Origin of the sequence: uncultured Lactobacillus sp., from assembly GCF_945290125.1 — a bacterium.
Classification (GTDB): domain Bacteria; phylum Bacillota; class Bacilli; order Lactobacillales; family Lactobacillaceae; genus Lactobacillus; species Lactobacillus rizhaonensis.
The window spans coordinates 1-23970 of the sequence record NZ_CALYQV010000022.1 but is presented as its reverse complement, the minus strand read 5'-3'; the positions used below and the strand labels follow the sequence as shown (position 1 = coordinate 23970).

Below are 23970 nucleotides of genomic sequence, written 5' to 3'. Positions count from 1 at the left end.
CTTGTACTCTAATAATTTAAAAATTTTTATTAATTATCTTCATATAGATAAAAGCATTTTCCCATACTACCGACTTGTTGATTAGTATAAGTCTGTTCAACGAAAACTACATCATCACCATCATAAACAGTGATACAGTATGGTCGCAAAATATTGGGAATGCTGCTTTGAGCAAACTTTTTCTTACTCTTTACATGGCTGCCATCTTTTAATAAAAGCTTTGTTCCGGGTAAAATTGACCCTGTGGTAAATTGATTTTTATTGGTTGACCAAAAATTTCCAATCAATTTGTGAGATTCGTCTGCCTTTAAAGAAAGTAAAAATTTACGCTTATTAAATGAAAATTCTTGATCGAGAATAATTTCTTTTTTTGCTGGCTTAACTGGTAACTGTTTAAAAAGATAAAAAAAGCCTTGATAAACAAGTAACGTATAATTCGCCAAATTTTGATTGACCCGCTCATGCCAGGTCTGCCATATAAAGTGTTGCCAAAAAGCTTGCTTTTCTTCACCAGTCAACTCTTTTAGTGCACTTGTTTTTAGACGGTATGCTACACTTAAAAAATTTTCAGGCTGGTCGACTTGGGCAAATCTTTCATCAGCGGTTGAAGTCAACAAACTAACCTCTTTACTAAACCTAAGAGCATTTTGACCGAGTTGTTTGTTTTCTTTTTTAAGTAAAGGAATCACATGATGACGTAATTTGTTGCGCAAAGTATCATCTTCATTATTAGTTTGATCGATTACGTATGGTATGTGCTTCTTTTTATCATATTCTAATAAATCAGCTTTTTGGACATTCAAAAGAGGCCTTAGCAAAGTCATTCCCTGCACTTTGCTAATCGCTCTCAAGCTGTTCATTTCACTAGGATTACCAGAGCGAATAAATTTAAGCAGAATATTTTCAAGCAAGTCATCCATATGATGTGCCGTTAGTAAATAATCTCCTTGATAATTTCGCATTATTTTAACTAAAAAATTATAACGATATTTTCTGGCAGCAGCTTCAACGCCAACTAAAGGTTGTAAAGATTTAGGCCATTTTTCACTAATTAACTCGATACTTTTATTTTGACAATATGCAGAAATTACTTTTTCCTCTTTAAAAGAATCAAGCCTAAGTTGATGATCCAAATGAGCTGCTAGCAGTCTAAAATGGTATTGCTCCTTTATTTGATATAACAAATCTAATAAAGCTAATGAATCTGGCCCACCACTAACTGCAACTACAAGTGTTTTAGCGACCAGGGGCAAATGATTTACCTTAAAAAAGTCATCAATCCGCATAATTAACCAAATCTTGTTCTAATTTTTTTATTTCTTTTTGGGCATCATTCATAGTTTGCGTTAAAGTCTTTGTAAAATCTGCCATTTTGGTATCAGAAAAAGGGTTAGTATGATCAATTAAATCCGGATCATTAACCCTCATTCTTGAAAGGGCAATTTTGCCTTTATAATTATGAAGGACAACTACGCGAATCTGTTCCCCAACATGATAATCATTCTTTTCTCGCAACCAATTATTGTTAAAATCACTATGATGAATTAACCCTGTTTGATGATGAGAAAGAGTGACAAAGATGCCTATGTCATTAATATTATTGATAATACCTGTAACTCTCTGTCCAACTTGATATTTCATTAATTATTGTTTTTTCCTTCAGGTAAATTGTAAATTGTTTCATTTGGCTTAGAGTACAAAAATTTAGAACGAACCAATTTAGCCACGTAATCACTATCCTTCAAGTCATTGCGCTTAGCTAATAAAACTTGTTTTTGATTATTTATTTTCTTCAATGCTTTCTTAGAAGTCTGCACTTGACTGTTAATATGTTCTGTCTGAGAGTGCGTAACGCCAATCTGTACTCCTAAAAACGCAAAAATGGCAACGAAAAATGCAACAATACGATTACGTCTTACACGGTGGACTTCTTTTGCTCTTTTTTCTTGTTTACGCTTCAGACGAGCCAGTTGCTCCTCCGGACTAACTGAATTGTATATACGTGGACCGTTCATAATTTTGACCTCTACTACCAAAAACAAATACTATTTTAATTATAACAAGACCACCTATAAATGTCATTAAAGACCAAACTAATTTATTAATTCATATAATTCACTGGCTTCTGCTTTTTTAGTAGTTTCTTTAATTGCACAAACCTTAGCTTTTACCTGTTTAGAACCATAACCTACTTCGATAATATCGCCAATCTTAACGTCATAACTGGATTTAACCACGTGAGCATTTACCTTAATTCGACCCTGATCAGCCATTTCTTTAGCTATCGGACGCCTTTTAACTAATCTCGAAACTTTTAAAAATTTATCAATTCTCATTTTTTCTCCTATCTTTGAATAATATCACTGGCAGCCGTCATAAAAGTAATTAAATTAGTAAATAACTGCCTCTGATGCAGCTTATCAGGTAGTTCCAGCAGCACAACCAGTCTTTTGGCCGGAGAAAGATTGATTTTTGCTTTAAATGAAACGTGTTCAAGAGCCTTAAAAATATTAGGTCCCTGTAATTCTTTTGAACCCTCTAATCCAAACTCAACTTTTACCTGCTGGTTATTAATTTTAGTAATATTTCTGACTTGTGCTAAATCTGCCTCAGCCTTTAACTGTGAAATTGCCAGTAAATTTTCTACCGGTTCAGGATAATTACCAAAGCGGTCAATTAACTCATCTTTAATTTGTTCGATATCAGCAGGACTGGCAGATTTAATTTTCTTATAAAATTCGATTTTTTCTTCTTGATCACTAATGTATTTTTCTGGAATATATGCTTCAAGTCCCAAATCAATTTCAGCATTACTCTTTCTGACTTTCTTTTTGTTTTTTCGATTTTTAATTGCATCAGAAAGCATTTGTGAATACAGATCATAACCGACACTGTCAATAAAGCCATGCTGCTCTGCTCCAAGCATATTGCCAGCTCCACGAATCGATAAATCACGCATAGCAATTTTGAACCCAGATCCGAGTTCGGTAAAATCACGTATGGCGTCCAACCTTTTTTCTCCTATTTCTGTCAGAACCTTATTGGGCTGATATAAAAAATAAGCGTACGCCAAGCGAGCACTACGACCAATTCTACCACGCAACTGGTAAAGTTGACTTAGGCCATAATGATCCGCATTTTCAATTAACATGGTATTGACATTCGGCATGTCTATTCCGGTTTCAATTATGGTAGTTGTAACCAAGATATCAAATTCTCTATTTAAGAAACGATACAAAATATCTTCCATTTGGCTTTTACTCATACGGCCATGAACACTGACAATCCTGGCTGTAGGCATGAGAGCTTCTAATTCCAGCACAACATCATCAATGTCACCAATACGGTTGTGTAAATAGAAGACTTGACCCCCACGCTGAATTTCCCGCAGGCAGGCTTCCTTAACTACACTCGGTATCTGTTCCATTACATAGTTTTGGATCGGGTAACGATTGGATGGCGGGGTTTCCATAACTGATAAATCTCTCACGCCAATCATTGACATGTGCAACGTACGAGGAATCGGTGTTGCAGTCAGCGTTAAAACATCGATGTTAGCTTTCAGTTCTTTAAGCCTTTCTTTGTGCTTTACGCCAAATCTTTGCTCTTCATCAACAATAAGTAAACCTAAGTCTTTGAACTTAACATCTTTTGACAGTAATCTATGCGTCCCAACTACTAAATCAATCTTGCCGTTCTTCAATCCCTCAGTAATCTTTTTAGCTTCAGCTGGAGTTTGAAAACGTGATAAAACGGCATAATTAACAGGAAAATTTTTAAACCGATCTTGAATAGTTTCATAGTGCTGTTGCGCCAAAATTGTCGTAGGTACCAAAAACGCAACCTGTTTGTTATCTTCAATCGCTTTAAACGCTGCTCTTAAGGCTACTTCAGTTTTGCCAAAGCCGACATCGCCCACGAGTAGCCTGTCCATAGGCTTTTCTTGTTCCATGTCATGTTTGATTTCCTTAATTGAGCGCAGCTGATCCGGAGTTTCGACATAAGGAAAAGCATCTTCAAACTGCCGCTGCAAATCATCGTCTTTTGAAAACGCAAAGCCTTTTTCCGATTCTCTTTTGGCATATAAATCAATTAATTCATCAGCAATATCTTCAACCCTAGATTGAACTCTACTCTTGGTCTTTGCCCATTCACTGCCGCTCAGCTTGTTAATGTGTGGTCTTTTGCCTTCAGAAGCAACATATTTTTGCACTAATTTCAGCTGATCAGCGGGAACAAATAATTGGTCACCATGTTGGTAGGTAATAGTAATATAGTCTCTTTTGACACCATTATTTTCTAAAGTCTTTATTCCTTCAAAGCGACCGATTCCATGATTAACGTGAACAACATAGTCGCCTGGCTTCAATTCAGTATAACTGCGCAGTCTTTGGGCATTTTCCATGGTTTTAATACGGCGACTGTGGTGCGTTACTTTGTTAAAAAGTTCTCGTTCAGTTAAATAGACTAGATTATTATTGGGTAAATTAAAGCCGCTGGCAAAACCGCCAACTACAATTTGCGTTTGACTCTCGACTAAGTCATCTGGCTTAACAATTGCCACATCCATGCCAAATTCAGCCATAGTCTGACTAATTTGTTTTGCCCTTTTATTGTTATCCGCCTGCAAAATTACCGTTTGTTGTTTTTTCTGATATGATTCTATTTCAGACTTGATAAGAGGCATCTGACTGAAAAACTGTTCAGGTTCTCTAGTCTGCCAGTCAAATAATTGCCCCAATTTTATGCGACCAATACTCCGTTGAAATAATGAAAAATAAAGGTGATTATGTTTATCTTGCGCCCAATTTCTATGAAAGTCACTGTAGAGCTGTTGGCCTGGTATCATAGCACCAGTTTTTAGTTCATCAGCAATAAAACCAGCATTTTGTTCATCTACTGTTTTAACAGCCTGCTCAATTAACGGCCAGTCATCAAGCAGAACCAAGCCAGAACTTGCTAAATAATCAAGTAGATTATCAGGATTATCAATCAGAAAATCTGTTAAAAAAGTGTAGTTTTGAGGTAATGAACCATTATTTAGTTCGTCCAATGACTCTGCAAAATGTTCCTTAACTTCCTTTTCACCAGCAGAGGAATCTGCCATAGCTTTTGCTATCTTCTGTGCAGCAAGTTTAAAATTATCAGCATCAAAAACGCGATCTTGAGCTGCAGTAATGACTATTTTATCAATCTGCTTTTGACTGCGTTGACTGGCTAAATCAAATTCTTTAATAGTATCAATTTCGTCACCAAAAAATTCGATTCTAATTGGATTTTCGCGGTCAAGCGGGTAAACGTCTAGAATATCTCCCCGTAATGCAAATTCGCCAGGTTTAGCTACCAGGTTTTCGCGGCGAAAGCCTACCTGCACCAGCCAGTTAGTCAGTTCAGCTAAATCAAATTCTTTTTCGGGCTCAAACTCTTGTCTTGCTGCTTGGTATTCTTGCGGTTTAGACAATTTATACTGTAAGCCCTGCGGAGTAGTAATCACGATGCCCTTGTTCTGACTCAGTAAAAAATTAAGCGCCTGAATACGACTACTCAATTCGTCAGGTGAAGTAACTGCTGTTTGAGTAGCTATCGATGCATCTACTGGAAAAATTTGCACACTGCCTTCTGGCATAATTGCATTGAGTTCACTATAAAGTTTTTGGGCCTTGTTTTCATTTTCTTCCAAAACCACTAACGGCTTTTTCAAAGTTTCAACTATTTGGCACAAAAGCAAATCAAAAGCTCCGGCATTGGCTCCGGTGATCAAAGAATTTTTTGTGTTGCTAGTATTAGCAATAAAATTTATCAGATCATGATCTTTTTCAATAATGTTTGTTAAACGCATTTTAATTATATTTATTCATTAAATACTGTGTGCTTTTGCCAGCAATAAAGTCAGTTATGACCTCACTGGCTGTAATAAAAGCTTCATCCATCAGTTGTTTTTGTTCGGTATTAAACGGTGATAAAACCCAGGAAACTACACTTGCTTCCGTTACATTTGCAGGATGGCGGATGCCAATTTTCAGTCGATTAAAATTATTGGTGCCCAGATCACGAATAATACTCTTAATACCATTATGACCCCCGGATTTGCCATTTGCACGAATACGGATTTTACCTAGTGGCATGTCCATATCATCATGAACGATCAAAATGTCCTGGGGCTCTACCTTAAAGAAACGGGCAAATTGAGCTACAGATCTACCTGAATCATTCATAAAAGTTTGTGGTTCAAGTAAAATCACATCAATTCCTGCTATTTTTTGTTTAGTATATTTGCCTTCAAACTTTTCTCTTTCTAAATTTAAAGCATTTTTTTGTAAAAAGTGATCTAAAGCCATAAAGCCAGTATTATGTTTTGTTCCATCATATTTTTTGCCTGGATTACCCAGACCTGCTATAATTTTCATTTAACTTCCCCTTATTTATAGTCTTATTAATGATAGCACAATCAATCGATCTGATTTCCTTAAAGACTATTACACTTTGATTTCATTGATTAATTAGGCTTTTTAATTTGTACGGCAAGTGCTAAAATCAATCTGAATAATGTTTTTCTTTTAATTTTCATTTAATCTAATTTTTTCATTTATATGATATAATCGTTTAGATTATTTTTACAACGGAGGCAGTTTAATGCTAATCAAATCTTTGGTTATTAAAAAAGATTATTTAACCACAGTCAACGAACACGCTACGCTTGAAGAAGCTTTAAAAACTTTGGAAGATTCTGGATTCCGATGTGTGCCAATTCTAGATGACACTGGCACAATTTTCCGTGGTAATATTTATAAAATGCATATCTACCGCCATAAATCTCAAGGTAAGGATATGAATTTGCCAGTTACCTACTTATTAAAAAATGCCACTAAAACTATCAAGGTTAATTCGCCGTTCTTTAAAGTTTTCTTCACAATTAAGGACTTGCCTTACATTTCAGTGTTAGACGAAGAGAACAAATTCTATGGTATTTTGACGCACTCAAGATTGCTTGATATGTTGTCAGATGCCTGGAATATTAAAAATGGGTCATATGTCCTCACTGTTTTAACTGATAATTCAAGGGGCAATTTAGCAAAAATGAGTAAAATTATCAGTAAATATTGTGCAATAGCAGGTGTAATGAGCCTGGACGCACCTACTGCTGGTAAAACAGATAATGCTGTAAGGCGTATTTTATTTACATTACCTGCTGGACTCACTGAGGACGTTTTAAAAGAAATCGTTAAACGTCTTGAGAAAAAAGGTTATGTTGTCGCTGAAATTGAAGACTTGCAGGCCGGTATGACACTTATGAGTGATGAAAATCCTGGTGTTTACATTAATCAGGATGAAAATCCTGGTGTTTACATTAATCAGGATGAAAATCCTGGTGTTTACATTAATCAGGATGAAAATAATTAATTATTGCCACTATAAAAGCACATCAAGATGATGTGCTTTTATTTATTACTTTTAATTATAATATTTTCTTGGCAAGCGATCATCCAGTAAACAGGCAACTTCATAATGAATACTGTCAACATAGTCAGCTGCCTTTTTGATGGAATTTGGCGCTGCCGGATCATTTGAAATCAAAACTACTTTTGTTCCTGCTGCCATTTCATGTGGCAATCGCACCATTAACTGATCCATGCATATCCGACCAACAATAGGACAGTATTCAGAACCAACTTTAATTTTAAAGCCCTGAAATTTGCGAATAAAGCCATCGGCATAACCTACTGGAACTGTACCAATAATTTGATCCTCGTTGGCAATATAAGTTGAGCCATAACCCACTCCTTGGCCTTTGTGAATGGTATGAACCTGTACCAGTTCACTAACTAAAGACATAGCCGGTTTTAATTTAATTGCTGCTTTTAAGTCAGGGCTTGCAGGATTTGAAGAAGGATTCAGACCATATATGCCAATACCGAAACGAACCAAATCACTATGAACTTCCTTATCAAAAACACTAGCTGCAGTATTATCAACATGAATCCATTTGGGTTTTATTTTCAATAAATTTTTAAGGTGGCTAAACCGCGTGACCTGCCCTTGAAAATATGAATCATCACTACTGTCTGCGGAGGCAAAGTGCGTAAACATCCCTTCAACAGCAAAATTGGGATTACCTAATAGAAAATCGTTTGCAGCAATAAATTCATCATCTTCACTAAAACCAATGCGTCCCATTCCGGAATCTACTGCCAAATGAATTTTTAGTTGCAGTTGATCTTGAATCAAGTTAGACTCGGCTTCTTTTAACCATTTTAAGTTGGGTACAGATAGTGAGACACCATTCACAGCTGCAAGTGAGGCATACTTTGCGGGCGTAACGCCCAGTACCAAAATTGGCTGGACAATTCCAGCTTGCCTTAATTCCAGAGCTTCATCTAAAATAGCAACGCAAAAGCCGCTGGCACCTGCCTTAACAGCTTCTTGAGCTACTCTTACTGCACCATGGCCATATGCATTTGCTTTAACAACGGCAAACAATTTTTGCCCTGGTGCCAAATGTTTAATTTCTTCTTGAATATTTTGTCTTATTGCAGCTAAATCGACACACACAGCTGCAGGTCTATGAATTCCAGGTACCATTTCTTACTTCTCCAAAACGATTAGTGTAACTATCTCATGCCGATCATGAGTAATACTAGGAAAAATCTTGCCGGCAAATTTAGGTGAGGTTGTGACCGGATGTCCTACTTTATCCCATAAAGTTTCTATATCTTGCAGACCAACTTCTTTGCTAAAACCGGTTCCCAGTGCTTTAACAAAAGATTCCTTAATAGAAAAGCGGCCGCCTAAATATTCTACTTTGCGTCTGCCTGCTAATTTTTGGTATTGCGCAAATTCTTTTGGGGTCAAAACTTTGCGGGCAAAGTTATCTCCTTTGGCAACTATTTTTTTAACTCGTTCAATTTCAACAGCATCAATGCCAACTCCAACAATCATTTTCTTATCCTCATAATAAAAGTATATTAGCAAAAAAGAGTTGTAAACTGTCACAACTCTTTTTTAGTAAAAACATTAACCTTTTTTATTTTTAATAATAAAATTTCTGCCATTACCGGAGCGGCGAGAATGGCCTCCACGATAATTGCTTCGGCTGCGGTTACGATCACCACGATAGCCACCCCGACTATTTCTGCTATGACTAGAGCGACCACGGCTACCCCGACCATTACCCTTATATGGTAGTGGCTTTTCAGAACTAATTTTGACCTCTACATTTGAAGAATCTTTTGACAAATTCTTCAGAAAAGCTGATACCAAGTCAACCGCCAAATAATTTTCTAATAATTCGTTGGCATCATCAGTATATTTAGATAGGTCCTCTTTCATTATATCTTCAATCTTAGATTTAGCCACTTTAAGTTGGCCCCTTAAAGCCTGATCATCAGATGGTGGACGCAGAGGGGTCATCTTTTTCTTGGTTAATTGCTCTATTGTACGCATATAACCAATTTCATTTGGAGTAACAAAAGTGATTGAACTACCATTTTGTCCAGCACGGCCGGTACGACCGATACGGTGAACATAAGAGTCTGGATCTTGGGGGATATCGTAATTATAGACGTGAGTAACGCCTGAAATATCCAATCCACGTGCAGCCACATCTGTAGCAACTAAAATATCTAATTTACCAGCACGAAACCTTTTTAAAACAGTAATTCTGCGGGCTTGGGTCAAATCACCGTGAATTCCCGCTGCATTGTACCCACGGGCCTGAAGTCCCCTGGTAACTTCGTCAACTCGCCGTTTGGTTCTAACAAAGACTACAGCCAGGTCTGGGTTCTCAACATCAATCAAACGGCACATGACGTCAAATTTTTCTGAATCTTTTGCACGAACAAAGTACTGATCAATTAAATCGGCAGTTAGCTCTTTAGTTTTAATCCGTACAATTTCCGGATTATGCATGAACTTTTCACTAATGTTCAAAATTGGTTTAGGCATCGTCGCACTGAACAATAGAGTTTGTTTCCGATTTTTAACATAGCCTAAAATACTTTCAATGTCTTGGATAAAACCCATGTCCAGCATTTCATCAGCTTCATCTAAAACAATGGTATTAACATTTTCTAAGTCAATCGTCTTGCGCTTTAAGTGATCAAGTAATCTTCCAGGTGTTCCTACTAAAATCGCAGGCACATGGTTTTTAAGTGAACGAATTTGCCGTCCAATATCAGCGCCGCCGTAAACAACCTGCACACGAGCATTCTCATCGCGCCCCAATCTGAACAGTTCTTCCTGAGTTTGAATGGCCAATTCACGAGTCGGTTCAATAATTAAAGCCTGAATTACCTTATTATGCTTATCTAAATTCTGCAAGATAGGCAGCGCAAAGGCCGCCGTTTTACCAGTACCTGTTTGAGCTTGACCAATTACATCCCTGCCTGCTAAAGCCAGAGGAATCGTTTGCTCCTGTATTGGTGTCGCTTCTTCAAAGCCTGAGCGCTTAATTGCTTTTAAAAGCTTATCTTTTAATCCTAATTCTGAAAATTTCACTAAATTCTCCTTATCTAAGCCGTTTTACTACTTTTTCCAGGTGCATTCCATGCGAACCCTTTAAAACAACAATGTCATTTGGCTTAATATCATTTCTTAAATCTGAAACCATGTGTTGCATTTGCTCTTGGGTATAATAATGCAAATTCGCTGGTTCATACTTCTCTTTAAGTGCATCGGCCAGATTTTTCATTTCTGTACCATACAAATAAACTTCATTAATTACCTGTGGGTCAAGACAATCTGCTAGCCCAGCGTGAAGCTTGGCAGATCTTTGGCCCAATTCTAACATGTCACCCAAAACAGCGATCCTACGACTTCCAGCTGGAACCTGGATCTGACCAAAACTGGTTATTACAGCACGCACAGCAGTAGGATTGGAATTATAAACATCGCTCATAATATCTTCTCCCACATCGCCTTTTTCCCATTCCATTCTATCCGCTGTCGGAGTGAACTTTTCTAAGGCTGTGGTAATTTCCTCATCACTTTCACCAAAATACCTGCCAACACATAGAGCCGAAAGGGCGTTAGAGACGTTATGTTTGCCAATCATAGGAATGGTAAATTTGTGAGTAGAATTATTAATCGTAAAAGTAGCATGGTGCTTGTAGCTGCGATAACCTGTTGCATAAACTGTATCATTTTTTGCAAAACCAAAGGTAACTTTTGCTTGTGGTATTTTAGCAGCTCGTTCACGTAAAAGCGGTTCATCCCCGTTATATATTAACTCACCGTCTTCTCGTAAAAAATCGGTAATTTCCATCTTGGCATCAGCAATTCCGGCGCGAGAACCTAAAAATTCAATGTGAGCCTCACCAATCATTGTAATGACTGTGACATCTGGGCGGGTTAGCTTACTTAGTTGATGAAGTTGCCCTGCATGATCCATACCCATTTCCAAAACCAAAATTTCAGTATTTGGTTTCATATCTAAAATTGTCATGGGTACGCCAATTTCATTGTTAAAGTTGGCATCAGTTTTATGCACATTAAATCTTTTTGCTAAAACTGCTGCCGTCATATCTTTGGTGGTAGTTTTACCGTTTGAACCCGTAATGCCAACAACTGTAGGATTGACTTTATTTAAATAATATTGGGCCAGTTGCTGCATACTTCTTAATGGGTCATCCACTTCTAAAACCGCAATATTGTCAGGTTTATTGGGATGACCTTTCTGCCATAATGTGGCACTTGCACCATTACTAATTGCACTGCTTATAAAGTCATGACCGTCTCTTTCGCCCTTTAGTGGGACAAATAATCCACCAGCGGCGATTTTTCTAGAATCAAAGGCAACAGAAGTGATAACGGTCTGATCATTGCCTTCACACTTTGAATTTATTGCTTTGGCTATTTCTGCCAGTTGCATTTTCATCTTTTTATCTCCTAGCCGAAAAGAGTTTTTGCTGAAGTAGTAATTATACTCCTTATTTATGTAGTATAACAATTAGGCTTTACATAAAAAAGCAGCCCCAATGGGACTGCCTTCCACCAGATTGAAGATATTACTTGTTGTTCATACCATACTTCTTGTTGAACTTTTCGATTCGACCATCGGCCTGAGCAAACTTTTGCTTGCCAGTGTAGAATGGGTGAGAATCTGAAGTAATTTCAACACGAATTAAGGGGTAAGTTTTACCTTCATAATCCACTGTTTCTTTGGACTTTAATGTTGAGCCAGCAACAAATTTAGCACCTGTTGCTGAATCCATAAAGACTACTTGTTGGTAATCTGGATGAATACCTTGTTTCATATTTATTACTCCTTTGCCATGACTCCTATTTCAAGTCATAGATTAATCGATTAACGTTTAATACCTTAACATTTTTAATAGTAAAATTCAAGACTTATTTATTATAGCAGCAGAGTTAATTTAAAACAATGTCGCTTGGTCTAACTTCCTTGCCAAAATATGGTTTTAGTTCTTTATTATAGTCGTCTGTGAAAAACTTTCTGTTTGCTAATCTAGTAATTTCTTTATTAGTCCAGTTTAAAAGAGACTTATTTCCCTGCTTAACTGCGGGGGCAATAAATTGATTAGGACCAATATTTTTAATTCCGACCGTATAATTAGGATTCTTTTTGACCCAAGCATAGAGATATGAATTGTCATCTGCTAAAGCGGCAGCACGCTTATTTTTAAAAGCATTAAACTGTTGCGTTTTAGAATCAAATTTCAGTAAATCAACCCCACCTTTTTTAGTGAAGTAATTTTCTGCTGTTGTGCCTTTATTAACAATTAAATTTTTGCCCTTTAATTGTTGGGCACTAGTAATCGGAGCACTCTTAGGGGAAATAACTCCAACCGATACTTTCATGTAAGGTTTTGCAAAATCAACGACTTGTTTACGTTCCGGTGTTTCAGTAAAATTTGCTAAAACTATATCTGCCTTATTCGAATTTAGAGTATCAACCCGATTATTAGCATTAACCTGGGTAAACTTCACTTTAACACCCATATCTTTAGCCATTTGGCGGGCGAGATGAACGTCGTAGCCCACGCGATTACCGTGATCATCAACCCAACCATATGGCGGTAAGTCACCGAACACGGCAACTCGCAAAGTGCCTCGTTTCTTAATCGCGCTCACACTGTTTTCATTAGCGTTATTACTACTATTATTATTTGTTGACTTAATGCCAAAAAAAGCTGCCACTGCAATTATCAAGACAATTAAAGCGGTGATGATAATATTTCTATTTTTATTTTTCTGCATTATTTTCTCCTTAGAAATCCATACTAGTTAAGAAACCACGTGCCCTATTTGTTTTGGGATGTTTAAAAAATTCTTCTCCTGGAGTGTTTTCTAAAATTTTGCCATTTTCAAGAAATAAAACCTGATCTGCTATTTGACGCGCAAAATTCATTTCGTGGGTCACAATAATCATAGTCATATGATCGACTTGGGATAAGTCAGTCACAATTTGTAAAACTCCTCGAACCATTTCGGGATCAAGAGATGCTGTAACCTCATCAAACAGCATTATTTCGGGATGCATGGCTAAAGCTCTGACAATAGCAATTCTTTGCTTTTGTCCACCTGACAGTTCACGGGGATAAGAATTAACGTACTTTTCTAGTCCAACACGTTTTAATAGCCGCAAAGCTTCAGTTTTAACCTCTTCTTCAGGTCTTTTTTGTACCTTTACTGGTGCCAACAAAATATTTTCAAGAACTGTAAAATTGGGAAATAAATCATAGCTTTGAAAAACCATCCCAATTTTTTGACGTAACTCTTGCCAATTCTTAGAGTTCGTCTCAACCTTTTGACCCTTAAAATAAATTGCGCCACTCTTGAAATCTTCTAAACCATTTAGGCATCTGATCAAAGTACTTTTACCAGAGCCGGAAGGTCCCAATAATGTCAAAACTTCGCCTTGATGGAGGGTAAAACTAATATCATGCAAAGCCTGCCAATCGCCATAAAACTTATTTAAATGTTCAACTCGTAAAACTTCTTTTGTCATTTACCTCACCTATTCTGTTTTGCCGCTAACTGTTTAGACCATTTTGACAACGGATAATCTATTATGAAATATAGGAAGAAAATCAAACCATAAATCCAAAAAACGGCTGTCGGGTATTTTTGGTTATTAGCTTCAATAATCTGTTGACCAATAGCAACCACGTCCATGATGCTGATCATCATTAATAATGAGGTCGTTTTAATTACTCTTGTTGCCAGATTAATAGTTGCTGGTAATTCCAATTGCACAGCTTGGGGTAACAAAACATAGCGCAAAAGTTGTACTCTGCTTAAGCCCAAAGCTAAGCCCGATTCTTTTTGCACCAGTGGGACTGATTCAAGTGCCCCACGAACAATGTCGCCAAATTCGGCTGCGACCCATAAAGAAAAAGCTAAAACTGCCATCCAACTGGCTGGCCAGTTGATATGAAAGGTACGTGGCAAAATATAATAGAACAAGAAGAGTAATACGATTGTTGGAACTATTCTAAAGAATTCCAAATACAGCCGTAAAATGAAGCGAATTATTTTATTAGGTAATGTCCGTAATATTCCTAAAAGCGTGCCTAAAATTAAGCCAATTATTAAACTAGCCCCAGCAATCCAAACTGATGTCCACAGGCCTTGCAAAATTCTACTGAAGTTATTACCGGCAAAGAAAACATTAATCGCCGAATGTGCCATAGCGAACCTTCCTTTCTAAATAGTTTAAAAGTAAAATAACCGGAATCAGAATAATGGCATAGGCTATGACCAACACCAGTAGATATTCATTGGAGCGGTAATACATCCCGATTAAGTCCAAAGCAGTATTGGTCAGCTCGGGGATCGCAATGACTGAAAAAATTGATGTTTCTTTGATTAAAAAAATCACGTTAGCCGTTAAAGCAGGCATACTCAAAGCAAAACCTTGTGGAAAGACAACATAACGCGCTAATTGTAGGTTATTCATCCCCAACGCTTTGCCATCATCAATTTGACTTGAATTAACCCCGGCAAAACCACCAGTGAAACCTTCAGCCATATATGCTCCACCCAAGAATACCAAACCGATAATACCGCAAACTTGGGCTGACATTTTTAAGCCAATGACTGGAAAAGCATAATATAGAAAAAATAATTGAATTAACAAAGGTGTGTTTCGTGCCAATTCCACATAGGCCGTAATTATTTGATGCAAAACAGGCACTTTAAAATACTGCACTAAACTGCATAAAATACCCACAATAATTGAGCAAATGATACCTACGGCAGATAGCCAAAGGGTCAATTCAAAGGCTTTTAAAAAAATAGGCAAACTTTGTGTAATTATCTGCCAACTCATTTTTTACCTCCCACTTTTAAACAACCGACTTGACCTCATAGTCAGAGCATCAAGTACCGTCAGAAAAATAAAAAATCTACGAATCAAGCTTATTCGTATATTTAAATGTCATAATTGCTAACACCCAATGCAATAAGTGAAAGACGAGGCCCAACTAGTTTTACCAGGAATTGCATTACTGCTCCCCTTTTTATTAGCTGATCTTGTCTGTGTCTTATTTTCACTTCCTTTTTGTTAGCAACTATAAGTGTCTTTAATGCTATGCGTTTACTTACTTTTTGTCAATTAATTGAATTGGCTACTTAACAACAATATTCCGGTCTGCATTAAAAAAGCGTCAAGCATTCTCAATTAATCTTGAGTTATGCTTAACACTTTAGCAACATTAATATTTATTGGTCTTTTGCAAATGATTGACAGTTTTTACATACACTTACAAATTTTCATTATTTAGCAAAACATCAATATAATTACATAAAATATCGTTAAAAATGTAGAACAAGGTATGGTTGCTGAATAAAAAAGAGTTATTAACACTAACATTAGGCAATACGAAAAGTGCCTTCAAAGGTACTTCAATGTTTTCATTTGTCGTAACCGTGTAGACATTAGCTTTTTTCTCTATTGCACCCTTCATAACAGCTTTGGTTAGAATACTGTGTCCAGACACAGTATAAACTAAAACTACATCATCTTTATTAAACAAATAGCTAAAATCATTAGAATAGTAGATTGAATCCATTATTTGAGCATAAATACCCAGAGTTTGAAACTATATTTCATTTGCTGAGCTACCGGACTTGATTTACCTGTGCCAATAATTTTTAGTGATTTGTATTGAACAATATCTTTTGCTAACTGCTTAATATCTTTATTTTCAAGTTTTCCTTTAGTTTCGATTTCACCAATTTTGTCCTTATATGTAGTGATAATCTCATGGATAAAGTTATTACTAGGAGAGGTCTTATTTCGTATGTTGCGATTGATACATTTAATATATTCATATTTAAATTCCGCGTAACCACTAAAACCAAGTGCTTTGCAAAACCTTGTAATGGTATTACGCGAAACATTTATGCTCAGAGCTAAATTTGAAATATTTTTTTCGAGGGCAAATCTGGGATATTTGATTAAATTATCAGCTACTTTTCGTTCTTGCCGCGTCATTTTTTGATAATTTAATTTAATAAGTGTGTCTATATCAAGCATATTATTCTCCTAATTGATCTTTTGCACAATATATTTTTATATATTGTGCCATTGCACACAGTTGAATTTAATGATAAAGTTTAGCCATAATGTTAGCGTTAACATATATTAAAAAGTATAGAAGTTTCTGTATGAAAAGGACAACGTTATTTCCTAAAATTTTTTTATGGGGCGAAACCATCTTCAACCTAATGAAACGGGAGAAGCTCAACCGCATTAAGATCAGTTCACTAGCAGAAATGCAGGCAGTACTGTGCGATTACGTTTACTGGTTCAACCATATCAGAAGATCAAACAAACTAAAATACACGACTCCGATTAAATATCGGAATCGTGCGTTAGGTCTTGCTTAATAATAAAATGTCTAACTTTTTAGTTGCACTTCACAATTTGGGGGTATTATCATATAAAATGACTTTTTCTAGATTTTTAAGCTTGTGATTTTTCTTTAATTGCTTCAGCAGACTTTTGCAATAATTCTTCTTCTGCAGCAGTTAATTGTAAATCAACTTTGTGAACAATTCCCTCACGGCCAACAATTGCAGGGTAAGACATATATGTACCATATTTTTCTTGGTAACTCGAAACAGGCAATTCTGTCCGAGAATCTGTTAAAACGGCCCGTACAATTCTGACGCCGGCTGCAGAGACCCCATAATTAGTGTAGTGCTTGCCCATAAATACATTTTGTCCACCGAATCTGATTTCATCTTCAAGATCACTTGGTTGCCATGACTCATTCTTAGCCAGCTCAGTCAAAGGTTTTTCAAATACTTTTACCGTTGACCATGCAGTAAATTGCGAATTACCATGTTCACCTAGTGCAAAACCACTTACAGAACGAGGATCAACGTTAAACTTTTTAGCAACAACTTTCTTCATCCTAGCTGTATCAAGCAAAGTTCCAGTTCCTATTACGTGCTCTTTTGGTAAGCCTGTTAGTTGCTGATAAAGACTGGTAATTGCATCTACCGGGTTGGAAATGACAATCAAAATTCCGTTGAAGCCGCTATTTTTAATAGACTCTGTAATCGGACTCAATTGTTTTTTATTGTATTCCAGCTCTTGAAAACGATCGCCTTTTGTTTCCAAAGATATTTTACCTAAAGTACTAATGACAATGTCAGCATCTTTCAATGCGTCATAGTCATTAACGATGATATTGGCATGATTAGGCAAATTAGCCATGGCATCTTCAAAATCAATTGCGTCGGCTTTAACTTTACCTTCATTAACGTCGATCATTACCAAATCATCGACCAAACCCGAAATTATTAACTCATGAGCAACAGTGCAACCAACGTGACCGTCACCAATAATACCTATTTTTGTTGTCATAATTAAGTACCTTTCCCTTAAAACATCTGACACATTGTCAGTAAAACTCAATTACTACTATATTATACAAAGATAGGGCTTTCAAAGTCACAATTTAAGGAAAAAAAGTTGAATCTTAATTTTTAAAAGGTAGATACTTTTGATTTTTTATTTAATATCTTTCTTATAAGGAATTGAGGGTTGGGCACCGTACTTTTGAACAGTAAGTGACGAGGCTTTATTGGCAAAAAGAATGGCATCTTTTAAATTGGATAAATCTGTCAGTAATACGCTAGCCATTGCTCCAATAAATGTGTCACCAGCAGCTGTAGTATCGACAGCTTTAACTTTAAAAGCAGGAATGAGCTCATTTTTACTTTGATAAGAATAAAATGCACCTTTATCGCCAATAGTAATGATAACTGTTCCCACACCTTGCTCGCGCAAATTAACAGCAGCCTTTTGTGCGGCTTTTTCATCAATTACTTTAACGCTTGTAATGGTTTCAGCCTCTGTTTCGTTTGGCGTAATGATGTCAGTCAGTTTTAATAATTCTACTGGAATTTGGTCCATCCCTGGAGCCGGATTTAAAATTGTTCTGACACCTGCCTCATGAGCAATTTCAAAGCCCTTAATTGTGGCGGCAAGCGGTGTTTCAAATTGTGCAATGAGAAAATCTGCATTTTTAATTAATCCCTGATTTTGCAAAACTTCATCTGCACCAAAAGCATAATTAGCTCCAGCATAGATGGTAATTGAATTTTGACCACTATCATCAACCGTGATGAATGCTTGACCAGTGGATTCTTTAGTGGCTGTAATTATGCCACTGGTATTGATATTTTCGCTTTTAAGCAAATTCAGCATTTCTTTTCCAGCTGCATCATCACCAACTCCGCCAATAAAACTTACATCAGACCCTGCTCTAGCTGCAGCCACCGCTTGATTAGCGCCCTTTCCTCCTGCAGCTGAATAGTGATCTGTGGCATGAACCGTTTCACCCGGTCTGGGCATTTTCTTTACACGCAAGTTGGTATCTAAATTAATACTACCAATAACTGTAACTTTATTCATTTCTGCTCCTTAAGAAAAAATTTTTGCCTGATTCAACTCAAATCATATCATATCAAAATCTACTTTCAACAAAACCTAAATTTTGTAATTTTTTCATTTGATTTTTATTTATTTTTTGCTTAAGTGGCGTTAACAGTTCTTTTTATTTTCTCTGAGAAAGAATATAATACAGTTTATCTTAAAATAAGCAAGGTAAAAATATGAAAAGACAACTTAACTTTTTCGCCGCACTAGCAACTGTCATGGGCACCATGATTGGTGGCGGTGCTTTTTTTAAAATTGCTAACGTCTCGTCATTGACTCATAATGCATGGCTTAGTATCATCGTTTGGCCTTTTGCAGGTTTTATTACACTAATGGCTGGACTTAGCATAGCAGAATTAGCGTCAATCTATCCTAAAGATGGTGGACCTGTCAGGTATCTTGAAGAAATCTACGGACCTAAAATAGCCTTTCTTTTTGGTTGGTCTCTGATAATTGTCTATTATCCAGCAAATATTGCCGCACTTTCGATCGTATTTGCGACTCAATTAAAAGAGATACCACACTTTAAAAGCTTGTCTACCACTGTAATTGCTCTGATTGTTATGCTGACAATCTTATTAATAAATTGGATCGGCTCTAAATTGAGCGGTCAAGTGCAAAAAATAACTTTAGTTATTAAGTTGCTCCCAATTGCAGCAATTATCATTTTTTCTTTGTTTTATAGGGGACCTAATCAATTAGCTGGCGCTCCAGCACCACACATTTCATCTGCTTCAGGTGCAATGGCTTTTGGGCAAGCTCTTTTGGCCGTACTTTTTGCTTATGACGGCTGGCTCAGTATTGGTAATTTAGCCAGTGAAATTAAAAACCCAGCTAAAACTTTAGCCAAAGCGATCATTTGGGGACTTTTTGGAGTAACAGTCTTTTACACTCTTCTTAATTGGAGCTATGTCAGAGTTATCCCATGGTCTAAAGTTGTAGGTAACCAAACAACAGCTCTGCTTACTGCCCAAAAATTGTTTGGCAGTGTAGGTGGCACTTTGGTCGCTACAGGAATATTGGTATCCGTATTTGGCGCTATTAATGGACACCTTCTTTTGGGATCAAGAATGCCTTATGTTTTGGGTAAAGAAAAGAAATTACCTGCCGCAAGCTTCTTCAGTAAACTGAATTCTAAAACTATTGTGCCTACAAACAGTATGATTTTTGAATGCGTAATCGCCACCATTATGATTTTTTCAGGTACGTTTGACTCATTAACCAACATGTTAGTCTATGTTTCCTGGATTTTTTCAATTTTATTATTTGTTGGTGTTCTTATTTTACGCAAAAAGAAACCGGATCTTTTGCGACCATATAAAACGCCTTGGTATCCTCTTCCACCTGTATTAGCCATTTGTGGTGCTTTATTCATTGTAATTACCACTACGTTAACCCAACCGTTTTTGGCAATTATAGGTATTTTACTGACCCTCACCGGCTGGCCAGTTTATGTTTATGTGCAAAAGAATAATCGTACGTAAGACTAACAAATGTACTACTTATTATCAGGTAAAGCGTTGTTATTTATATCCGTCCTACTAAATAAAAAAAGCAAATCACAATTTTAGTGATTTGCCTTTTTATTTGGTCCAAAAAATAGTCTTTTCAATATCTTTAGATTTTTAAATATTAATACAGTGCAGCTAAAAAACTTTTAGGTTTATTATCAAAATTATTTGTTTATTATTAATCAATTCTATTTTTTAGAATTCCTTTTTTTAATTTTAGAATTGATTTTATTCACCGTATGTACTTGTGATAAAATCACAATCAGCCAAATAACGATATAGACTAGCAAAAACTCGCCCAATATCCACCAAAAAGTAACAGACCACTTATTTATCCAATACATTAATAAAACCAGCAAGAATGTTCCTATTATGTGAACACTAAAAGCAATAGCTGGTGAAACATCCGCGGCAAAAATCATTGATAAAATCCCTATTAACCCGGAAATAATAAAAACTGAAATAACTCCTAAGGGAGTAGCAGGTACACCAGGAAATACAAAAGTCAAAATGATCAAATAAGTAGCTGCGCCAAAACCAACTCCTGTAAAGAAATAGTTAATGAAATTACTTAATTTCCACATTTTAAAGCCCCAACTCTCTTTTTAATGCTGGCAGATATAGTCTGGAAACATCAGCTTTCAGATTGTTTTTTAAAAGAGCAATCATATTTCCCGCAAAGCCAACTTCAATGGATTCTAAAAAGTTAATATTGATAACGCCATGTTTTGAAACCTGAATAAAGCCATCTCCCAGTTTTTCCAGTACTTGGTATAACCGGCCAGTCGTTTTCACCACTTCTGTAGTAGTGTAAAATGTAATGTCTGTTGCTTGGATTTCCACTTTTATGATTTCAGTGCGTTTAATCGTAACAATCCGGTCATCAGTTTTAATGGGTAAAAGATGATATTTCTTTTCACCAAATTTGTGTATATAATCAATTAAATCATTTACCGTTTCATTTTTTGGTGCTGCTTTAATTTCAACTTCAATTTCTTCATTTAAAGTAGGATCCGACTTAAATTTAATTTTCACTTTATCTATTGCGCCTTCTATCAGTGATAAGCAAAAGCATAATAATCACTAAAATTAGTATTGCAATCATTAATAGCAAAACAAGCATATTATTTAGCCTGTTACTATTGATTTTGAACTGTATCCCTAAATAATTAATTAAATGCCGTTTTACATTATTTGGAAGAGTACCTAATGTCTGTTTAAGTAAAAAGCCTCTTAAAGCAGCTGCTTCATAACTACTTGGTACTAATTTTACCAAATTTTGTGCTCCAGAAACCAATATACCATATGGTAAATAAGTCGCAACCGCGAAACCGGCAGCAGCACCTAAAACAGCAGAGAATCGGCTAAAAGTAGTGCTGGAATGCATGAACAGCACAATTATCTCATCAAGTAAAGTTGCTGCAATTGCACCCACAAAAATAAATACAAGCCCAGGTAGGTATGCTTCTCGAGGAATTCTTACTTTATCTACTAGAGCAAAATAAGCCGCCATCACAATAAACGTAATTATTTGCATAAAGAAGCTAACTACTATCCCTGTCAAAACATAAGCAAGATTTTGTTTGAATTGTGATAAACCCGTCAGTTGAAAATCGGCAACAGCATGAGTTTCTTGATCAGTAACTTGCTGGCCAAAAGCTTGAAAAGCTGTAGTAATACCAGAAACTGCAACAATACCGGCTATCATCCACAAATCTAATATTTTAGTAACATGTGGTAAATTTTGCCAACTTTTTTCTAGATTGTTTTGCAAAAAGCCAATATAAATAAAGAAAGATATCAATGCACCGAGGCATGACATAATTACACCAGTAATGTTAGAAAAATAGATTTTTAAATTTCTGCGAAATAAAGCAACCATTTATTGTATCTCCTTTCCTGTAATCTGTAAAAACGCATCATTGATAGTTCCTTTAGAATAAGTAAAGTCAGCGATATTTGCTTGATTGATTTTTAATAATTCAACAGTTTCTTGCGCCGATAAAGCATCAATTTCAACTTGCTTACGATTAAGCCGAATAACTTTTTGGTTAGTGTTTAAAGCCTGAATATTATCAACAGTGAGTATTAATTTATTGGGAGCATATTGGTTCTTAATTTCTGCAGCAGAGCCACTAGCTAGGATTTGACCATTTTCCAAAATATACATTTGATCAGCATTTTCAGCTTCTTCTAAATAATGCGTTGTTAAAAAAATAGTGAGTCCTTGTTGCTGTTGCAGATTGGTCAATAATTTCCAGATAGCATTTCTGGTTTGAATATCAAGGCCGGTAGTTGGCTCGTCCAGAAACAGTAAATTTGGTTTGCAAATAAGAGCTCTGGCTATATCTACCCTTCTCTTTTGGCCGCCTGATAAAGTGCCAAATTTTTGCTTTAAAAAGTTTTTGATGCCAATTAAGTCAATTAACTGTTCAGGCCACTCCTGAGAAAAGTTGCGGTACATCTTTGCTCTTAAATAAAGATTGTCTTTAACTGTTAACTCATTATCTAAAATGCTATTCTGAAAAACTAAGCCTATTTTCAAACCTGCCGCATATGAAATGACACCTGAAGTCGGCTTTAACAATCCGGTTAGCATATTAATAGTGGTAGACTTACCCGCACCGTTTGTTCCTAAATAAGCAACAAGCTGGCCCTCTTTAATTTGAATATCAGCTTTGCTGACAGCAACCTTATTACCAAATTTTTTTGTTAGTTCTTTTGTTTCAATCAGCATAATTGGCATCTCCTTTTCTAATTTAGAGTCATCATACTAATAAAATAAAAATTTGTAGCAAACTTATAGATAAGCAACCAAATATTTAACACAAAAGGACAAAACTAAATCATGAAATATAAAAAAGGCTACATTCATGATATGACCCCCAAATTTAGGACAAATTTGAGGGTTATTTTTATGTCTAAATTATCCAAACAAGATAAAATTGAAATCTATCATCTTTGGCATGATTATCAAATCGGTTCTACTGAGTTAAGTCAGCGTTATCGGGTTGGCAGGACTAATATTGGTTGCTTGTTGGCTTTAATTGGCCGTCACGATCTAGCTATTTTAGATCAGCCTTACACTGCTTATACAAGTAATTTTAAGGAGCAAGCTCTCAAGCGAATCATAGTTGAACATGAGCCTGCCCGTCGAGTATCTATTGACTTGGGCTTAAAAAGTAGTGGCATGTTGTCTAATTGGCTGCGCGAATACCGTAAAAATGGGTATAATATCGTTAACAAGCAGAGAGGACGACCGCCCCATGACCAAAAGAGAACAGCTGATCAAACAGGAAAATCAGCGACTCAAGCAAGAGAACGAACGCTTACGCCAGCAGAACTTGAAGCTGAAAATCGAGAACGAATTCGTAAAAAAATTGAATGTCTTAGTCGACCAGCGGACCAAGAACCGCAAACCGCGGAAATAGCCCAGGCAGTTACCCAACTAAGACGCGAGCTTAAAGTCAGCGTAACTTTTATTCTTGATACCATTAATGCCAATCCTGACCTGCCCATCTATCCCGCAGTAATTACTACTACACT

Annotated in this window: 26 protein-coding genes and 1 pseudogene; 4 read left to right on the top strand and 23 right to left on the bottom strand. The window is 36.3% G+C overall.

Annotated elements, in window-relative coordinates; translation table 11 throughout:
- Positions 1-29: 29 nt before the first annotated feature.
- The 6 genes from tilS to pth form a co-directional block, all read right to left on the bottom strand.
- Positions 30-1286 (bottom strand): tRNA lysidine(34) synthetase TilS, encoded by a 1257-nt coding sequence (tilS, locus tag Q0K80_RS05300; protein ID WP_294603940.1) that lies wholly within the window; start codon positions 1284-1286, stop codon positions 30-32.
- Positions 1276-1641: a S1 RNA-binding domain-containing protein gene (locus Q0K80_RS05295; RefSeq protein WP_294603938.1), complete on the bottom strand. Its 366-nt coding sequence runs from the start codon at positions 1639-1641 to the stop codon at positions 1276-1278. Before Q0K80_RS05295 ends, tilS begins: the two co-directional genes overlap by 11 nt.
- The gene (locus tag Q0K80_RS05290) at positions 1641-2018 is read right to left on the bottom strand and encodes a septum formation initiator family protein (RefSeq protein WP_294603957.1); all 378 of its coding nucleotides are present in this window, start codon (positions 2016-2018) and stop codon (positions 1641-1643) included. Before Q0K80_RS05290 ends, Q0K80_RS05295 begins: the two co-directional genes overlap by 1 nt.
- Before the next feature lie 75 nt (positions 2019-2093).
- A complete protein-coding gene (locus tag Q0K80_RS05285) occupies positions 2094-2336 on the bottom strand; it encodes an RNA-binding S4 domain-containing protein (RefSeq protein ID WP_294603936.1) in 243 nt (80 codons plus the stop codon).
- 8 nt (positions 2337-2344) lie between these two features.
- Positions 2345-5839, bottom strand: a complete 3495-nt coding sequence (gene mfd, locus Q0K80_RS05280; RefSeq protein ID WP_294603934.1) for a transcription-repair coupling factor — start codon at positions 5837-5839, stop codon at positions 2345-2347.
- A 1-nt stretch (position 5840) separates the two neighbouring features.
- Positions 5841-6407, bottom strand: coding sequence for an aminoacyl-tRNA hydrolase (gene pth, locus Q0K80_RS05275; RefSeq protein WP_294603932.1), 567 nt, complete (start codon positions 6405-6407; stop codon positions 5841-5843).
- Between the two features lie 226 nt (positions 6408-6633).
- Between pth and cbpA the strand changes: the two genes are divergently transcribed.
- Positions 6634-7401 (top strand): cyclic di-AMP binding protein CbpA, encoded by a 768-nt coding sequence (gene cbpA / locus Q0K80_RS05270; RefSeq protein WP_294603931.1) that lies wholly within the window; start codon positions 6634-6636, stop codon positions 7399-7401.
- 51 nt (positions 7402-7452) lie between these two features.
- Here the strand turns inward: cbpA and alr are convergent, their stop codons facing one another.
- The 11 genes from alr to Q0K80_RS05215 all read right to left on the bottom strand — a co-directional run bounded on the left by alr (position 7453) and on the right by Q0K80_RS05215 (position 16498).
- Positions 7453-8580, bottom strand: coding sequence for an alanine racemase (gene alr / locus Q0K80_RS05265; RefSeq protein WP_294603929.1), 1128 nt, complete (start codon positions 8578-8580; stop codon positions 7453-7455).
- Positions 8581-8583: 3 nt separating this feature from the next.
- On the bottom strand, positions 8584-8937 hold the full coding sequence (acpS, locus tag Q0K80_RS05260) for a holo-ACP synthase (RefSeq protein ID WP_174795023.1): 354 nt from the start codon (positions 8935-8937) through the stop codon (positions 8584-8586).
- A gap of 75 nt (positions 8938-9012) precedes the next feature.
- A complete protein-coding gene (locus Q0K80_RS05255) occupies positions 9013-10494 on the bottom strand; it encodes a DEAD/DEAH box helicase (protein ID WP_294603928.1) in 1482 nt (493 codons plus the stop codon).
- A 10-nt stretch (positions 10495-10504) separates the two neighbouring features.
- The gene (gene murF / locus Q0K80_RS05250; protein ID WP_294603926.1) at positions 10505-11872 is read right to left on the bottom strand and encodes a UDP-N-acetylmuramoyl-tripeptide--D-alanyl-D-alanine ligase; all 1368 of its coding nucleotides are present in this window, start codon (positions 11870-11872) and stop codon (positions 10505-10507) included.
- A gap of 130 nt (positions 11873-12002) precedes the next feature.
- Positions 12003-12251 (bottom strand): type B 50S ribosomal protein L31, encoded by a 249-nt coding sequence (locus Q0K80_RS05245; protein ID WP_046325385.1) that lies wholly within the window; start codon positions 12249-12251, stop codon positions 12003-12005.
- Between the two features lie 115 nt (positions 12252-12366).
- The gene (locus tag Q0K80_RS05240; RefSeq protein ID WP_294603921.1) at positions 12367-13215 is read right to left on the bottom strand and encodes a transporter substrate-binding domain-containing protein; all 849 of its coding nucleotides are present in this window, start codon (positions 13213-13215) and stop codon (positions 12367-12369) included.
- A gap of 10 nt (positions 13216-13225) precedes the next feature.
- Complete coding sequence (locus Q0K80_RS05235; RefSeq protein ID WP_294603920.1) at positions 13226-13966, bottom strand: amino acid ABC transporter ATP-binding protein; 741 nt, start codon at positions 13964-13966, stop codon at positions 13226-13228.
- A gap of 5 nt (positions 13967-13971) precedes the next feature.
- Positions 13972-14649, bottom strand: coding sequence for an amino acid ABC transporter permease (locus Q0K80_RS05230; protein WP_294603919.1), 678 nt, complete (start codon positions 14647-14649; stop codon positions 13972-13974).
- On the bottom strand, positions 14630-15289 hold the full coding sequence (locus Q0K80_RS05225) for an amino acid ABC transporter permease (RefSeq protein WP_294603917.1): 660 nt from the start codon (positions 15287-15289) through the stop codon (positions 14630-14632). The genes Q0K80_RS05230 and Q0K80_RS05225 overlap by 20 nt, the downstream gene beginning before the upstream one ends.
- Positions 15290-15722: 433 nt before the next feature.
- Positions 15723-16031 carry a hypothetical protein gene (locus Q0K80_RS05220; protein ID WP_294603916.1) on the bottom strand — a complete coding sequence of 103 codons (309 nt, stop codon included), beginning with the start codon at positions 16029-16031 and terminating at the stop codon, positions 15723-15725.
- Positions 16031-16498: a hypothetical protein gene (locus Q0K80_RS05215; RefSeq protein ID WP_294603915.1), complete on the bottom strand. Its 468-nt coding sequence runs from the start codon at positions 16496-16498 to the stop codon at positions 16031-16033. The genes Q0K80_RS05220 and Q0K80_RS05215 overlap by 1 nt, the downstream gene beginning before the upstream one ends.
- A gap of 170 nt (positions 16499-16668) precedes the next feature.
- Between Q0K80_RS05215 and Q0K80_RS05210 the strand changes: the two are divergent.
- Positions 16669-16851, top strand: a pseudogene (locus Q0K80_RS05210) (IS3 family transposase); the annotation flags it as partial.
- A 76-nt stretch (positions 16852-16927) separates the two neighbouring features.
- On the opposite strand, the gene Q0K80_RS05205 reads toward Q0K80_RS05210, so the two are convergent.
- Positions 16928-17836, bottom strand: coding sequence for an L-lactate dehydrogenase (locus Q0K80_RS05205; protein WP_294603913.1), 909 nt, complete (start codon positions 17834-17836; stop codon positions 16928-16930).
- A 147-nt stretch (positions 17837-17983) separates the two neighbouring features.
- The gene (rbsK, locus tag Q0K80_RS05200) at positions 17984-18889 is read right to left on the bottom strand and encodes a ribokinase (RefSeq protein WP_294603911.1); all 906 of its coding nucleotides are present in this window, start codon (positions 18887-18889) and stop codon (positions 17984-17986) included.
- 200 nt (positions 18890-19089) lie between these two features.
- On the opposite strand from rbsK, the gene Q0K80_RS05195 reads away from it, so the two are divergent.
- Positions 19090-20397, top strand: coding sequence for an amino acid permease (locus Q0K80_RS05195; RefSeq protein WP_294603909.1), 1308 nt, complete (start codon positions 19090-19092; stop codon positions 20395-20397).
- 215 nt (positions 20398-20612) lie between these two features.
- On the opposite strand, the gene Q0K80_RS05190 is transcribed toward Q0K80_RS05195, so the two are convergent.
- The 4 genes from Q0K80_RS05190 to Q0K80_RS05175 are packed head-to-tail and all read right to left on the bottom strand — an operon-like array spanning position 20613 to position 23161.
- Positions 20613-21008, bottom strand: a complete 396-nt coding sequence (locus Q0K80_RS05190; protein ID WP_294603907.1) for a DUF3021 family protein — start codon at positions 21006-21008, stop codon at positions 20613-20615.
- 1 nt (position 21009) lies between these two features.
- The gene (locus Q0K80_RS05185) at positions 21010-21459 is read right to left on the bottom strand and encodes a LytTR family DNA-binding domain-containing protein (RefSeq protein WP_294603905.1); all 450 of its coding nucleotides are present in this window, start codon (positions 21457-21459) and stop codon (positions 21010-21012) included.
- 1 nt (position 21460) lies between these two features.
- The gene (locus Q0K80_RS05180) at positions 21461-22306 is read right to left on the bottom strand and encodes an ABC transporter permease (RefSeq protein WP_294603904.1); all 846 of its coding nucleotides are present in this window, start codon (positions 22304-22306) and stop codon (positions 21461-21463) included.
- Positions 22307-23161 (bottom strand): ABC transporter ATP-binding protein, encoded by an 855-nt coding sequence (locus Q0K80_RS05175; protein ID WP_294603902.1) that lies wholly within the window; start codon positions 23159-23161, stop codon positions 22307-22309.
- 111 nt (positions 23162-23272) lie between these two features.
- Here Q0K80_RS05175 and Q0K80_RS05170 point away from each other — a divergent pair.
- Positions 23273-23970 (top strand): transposase (locus tag Q0K80_RS05170; protein ID WP_294603901.1); only part of this gene is annotated, 698 nt, incomplete at its 3' end.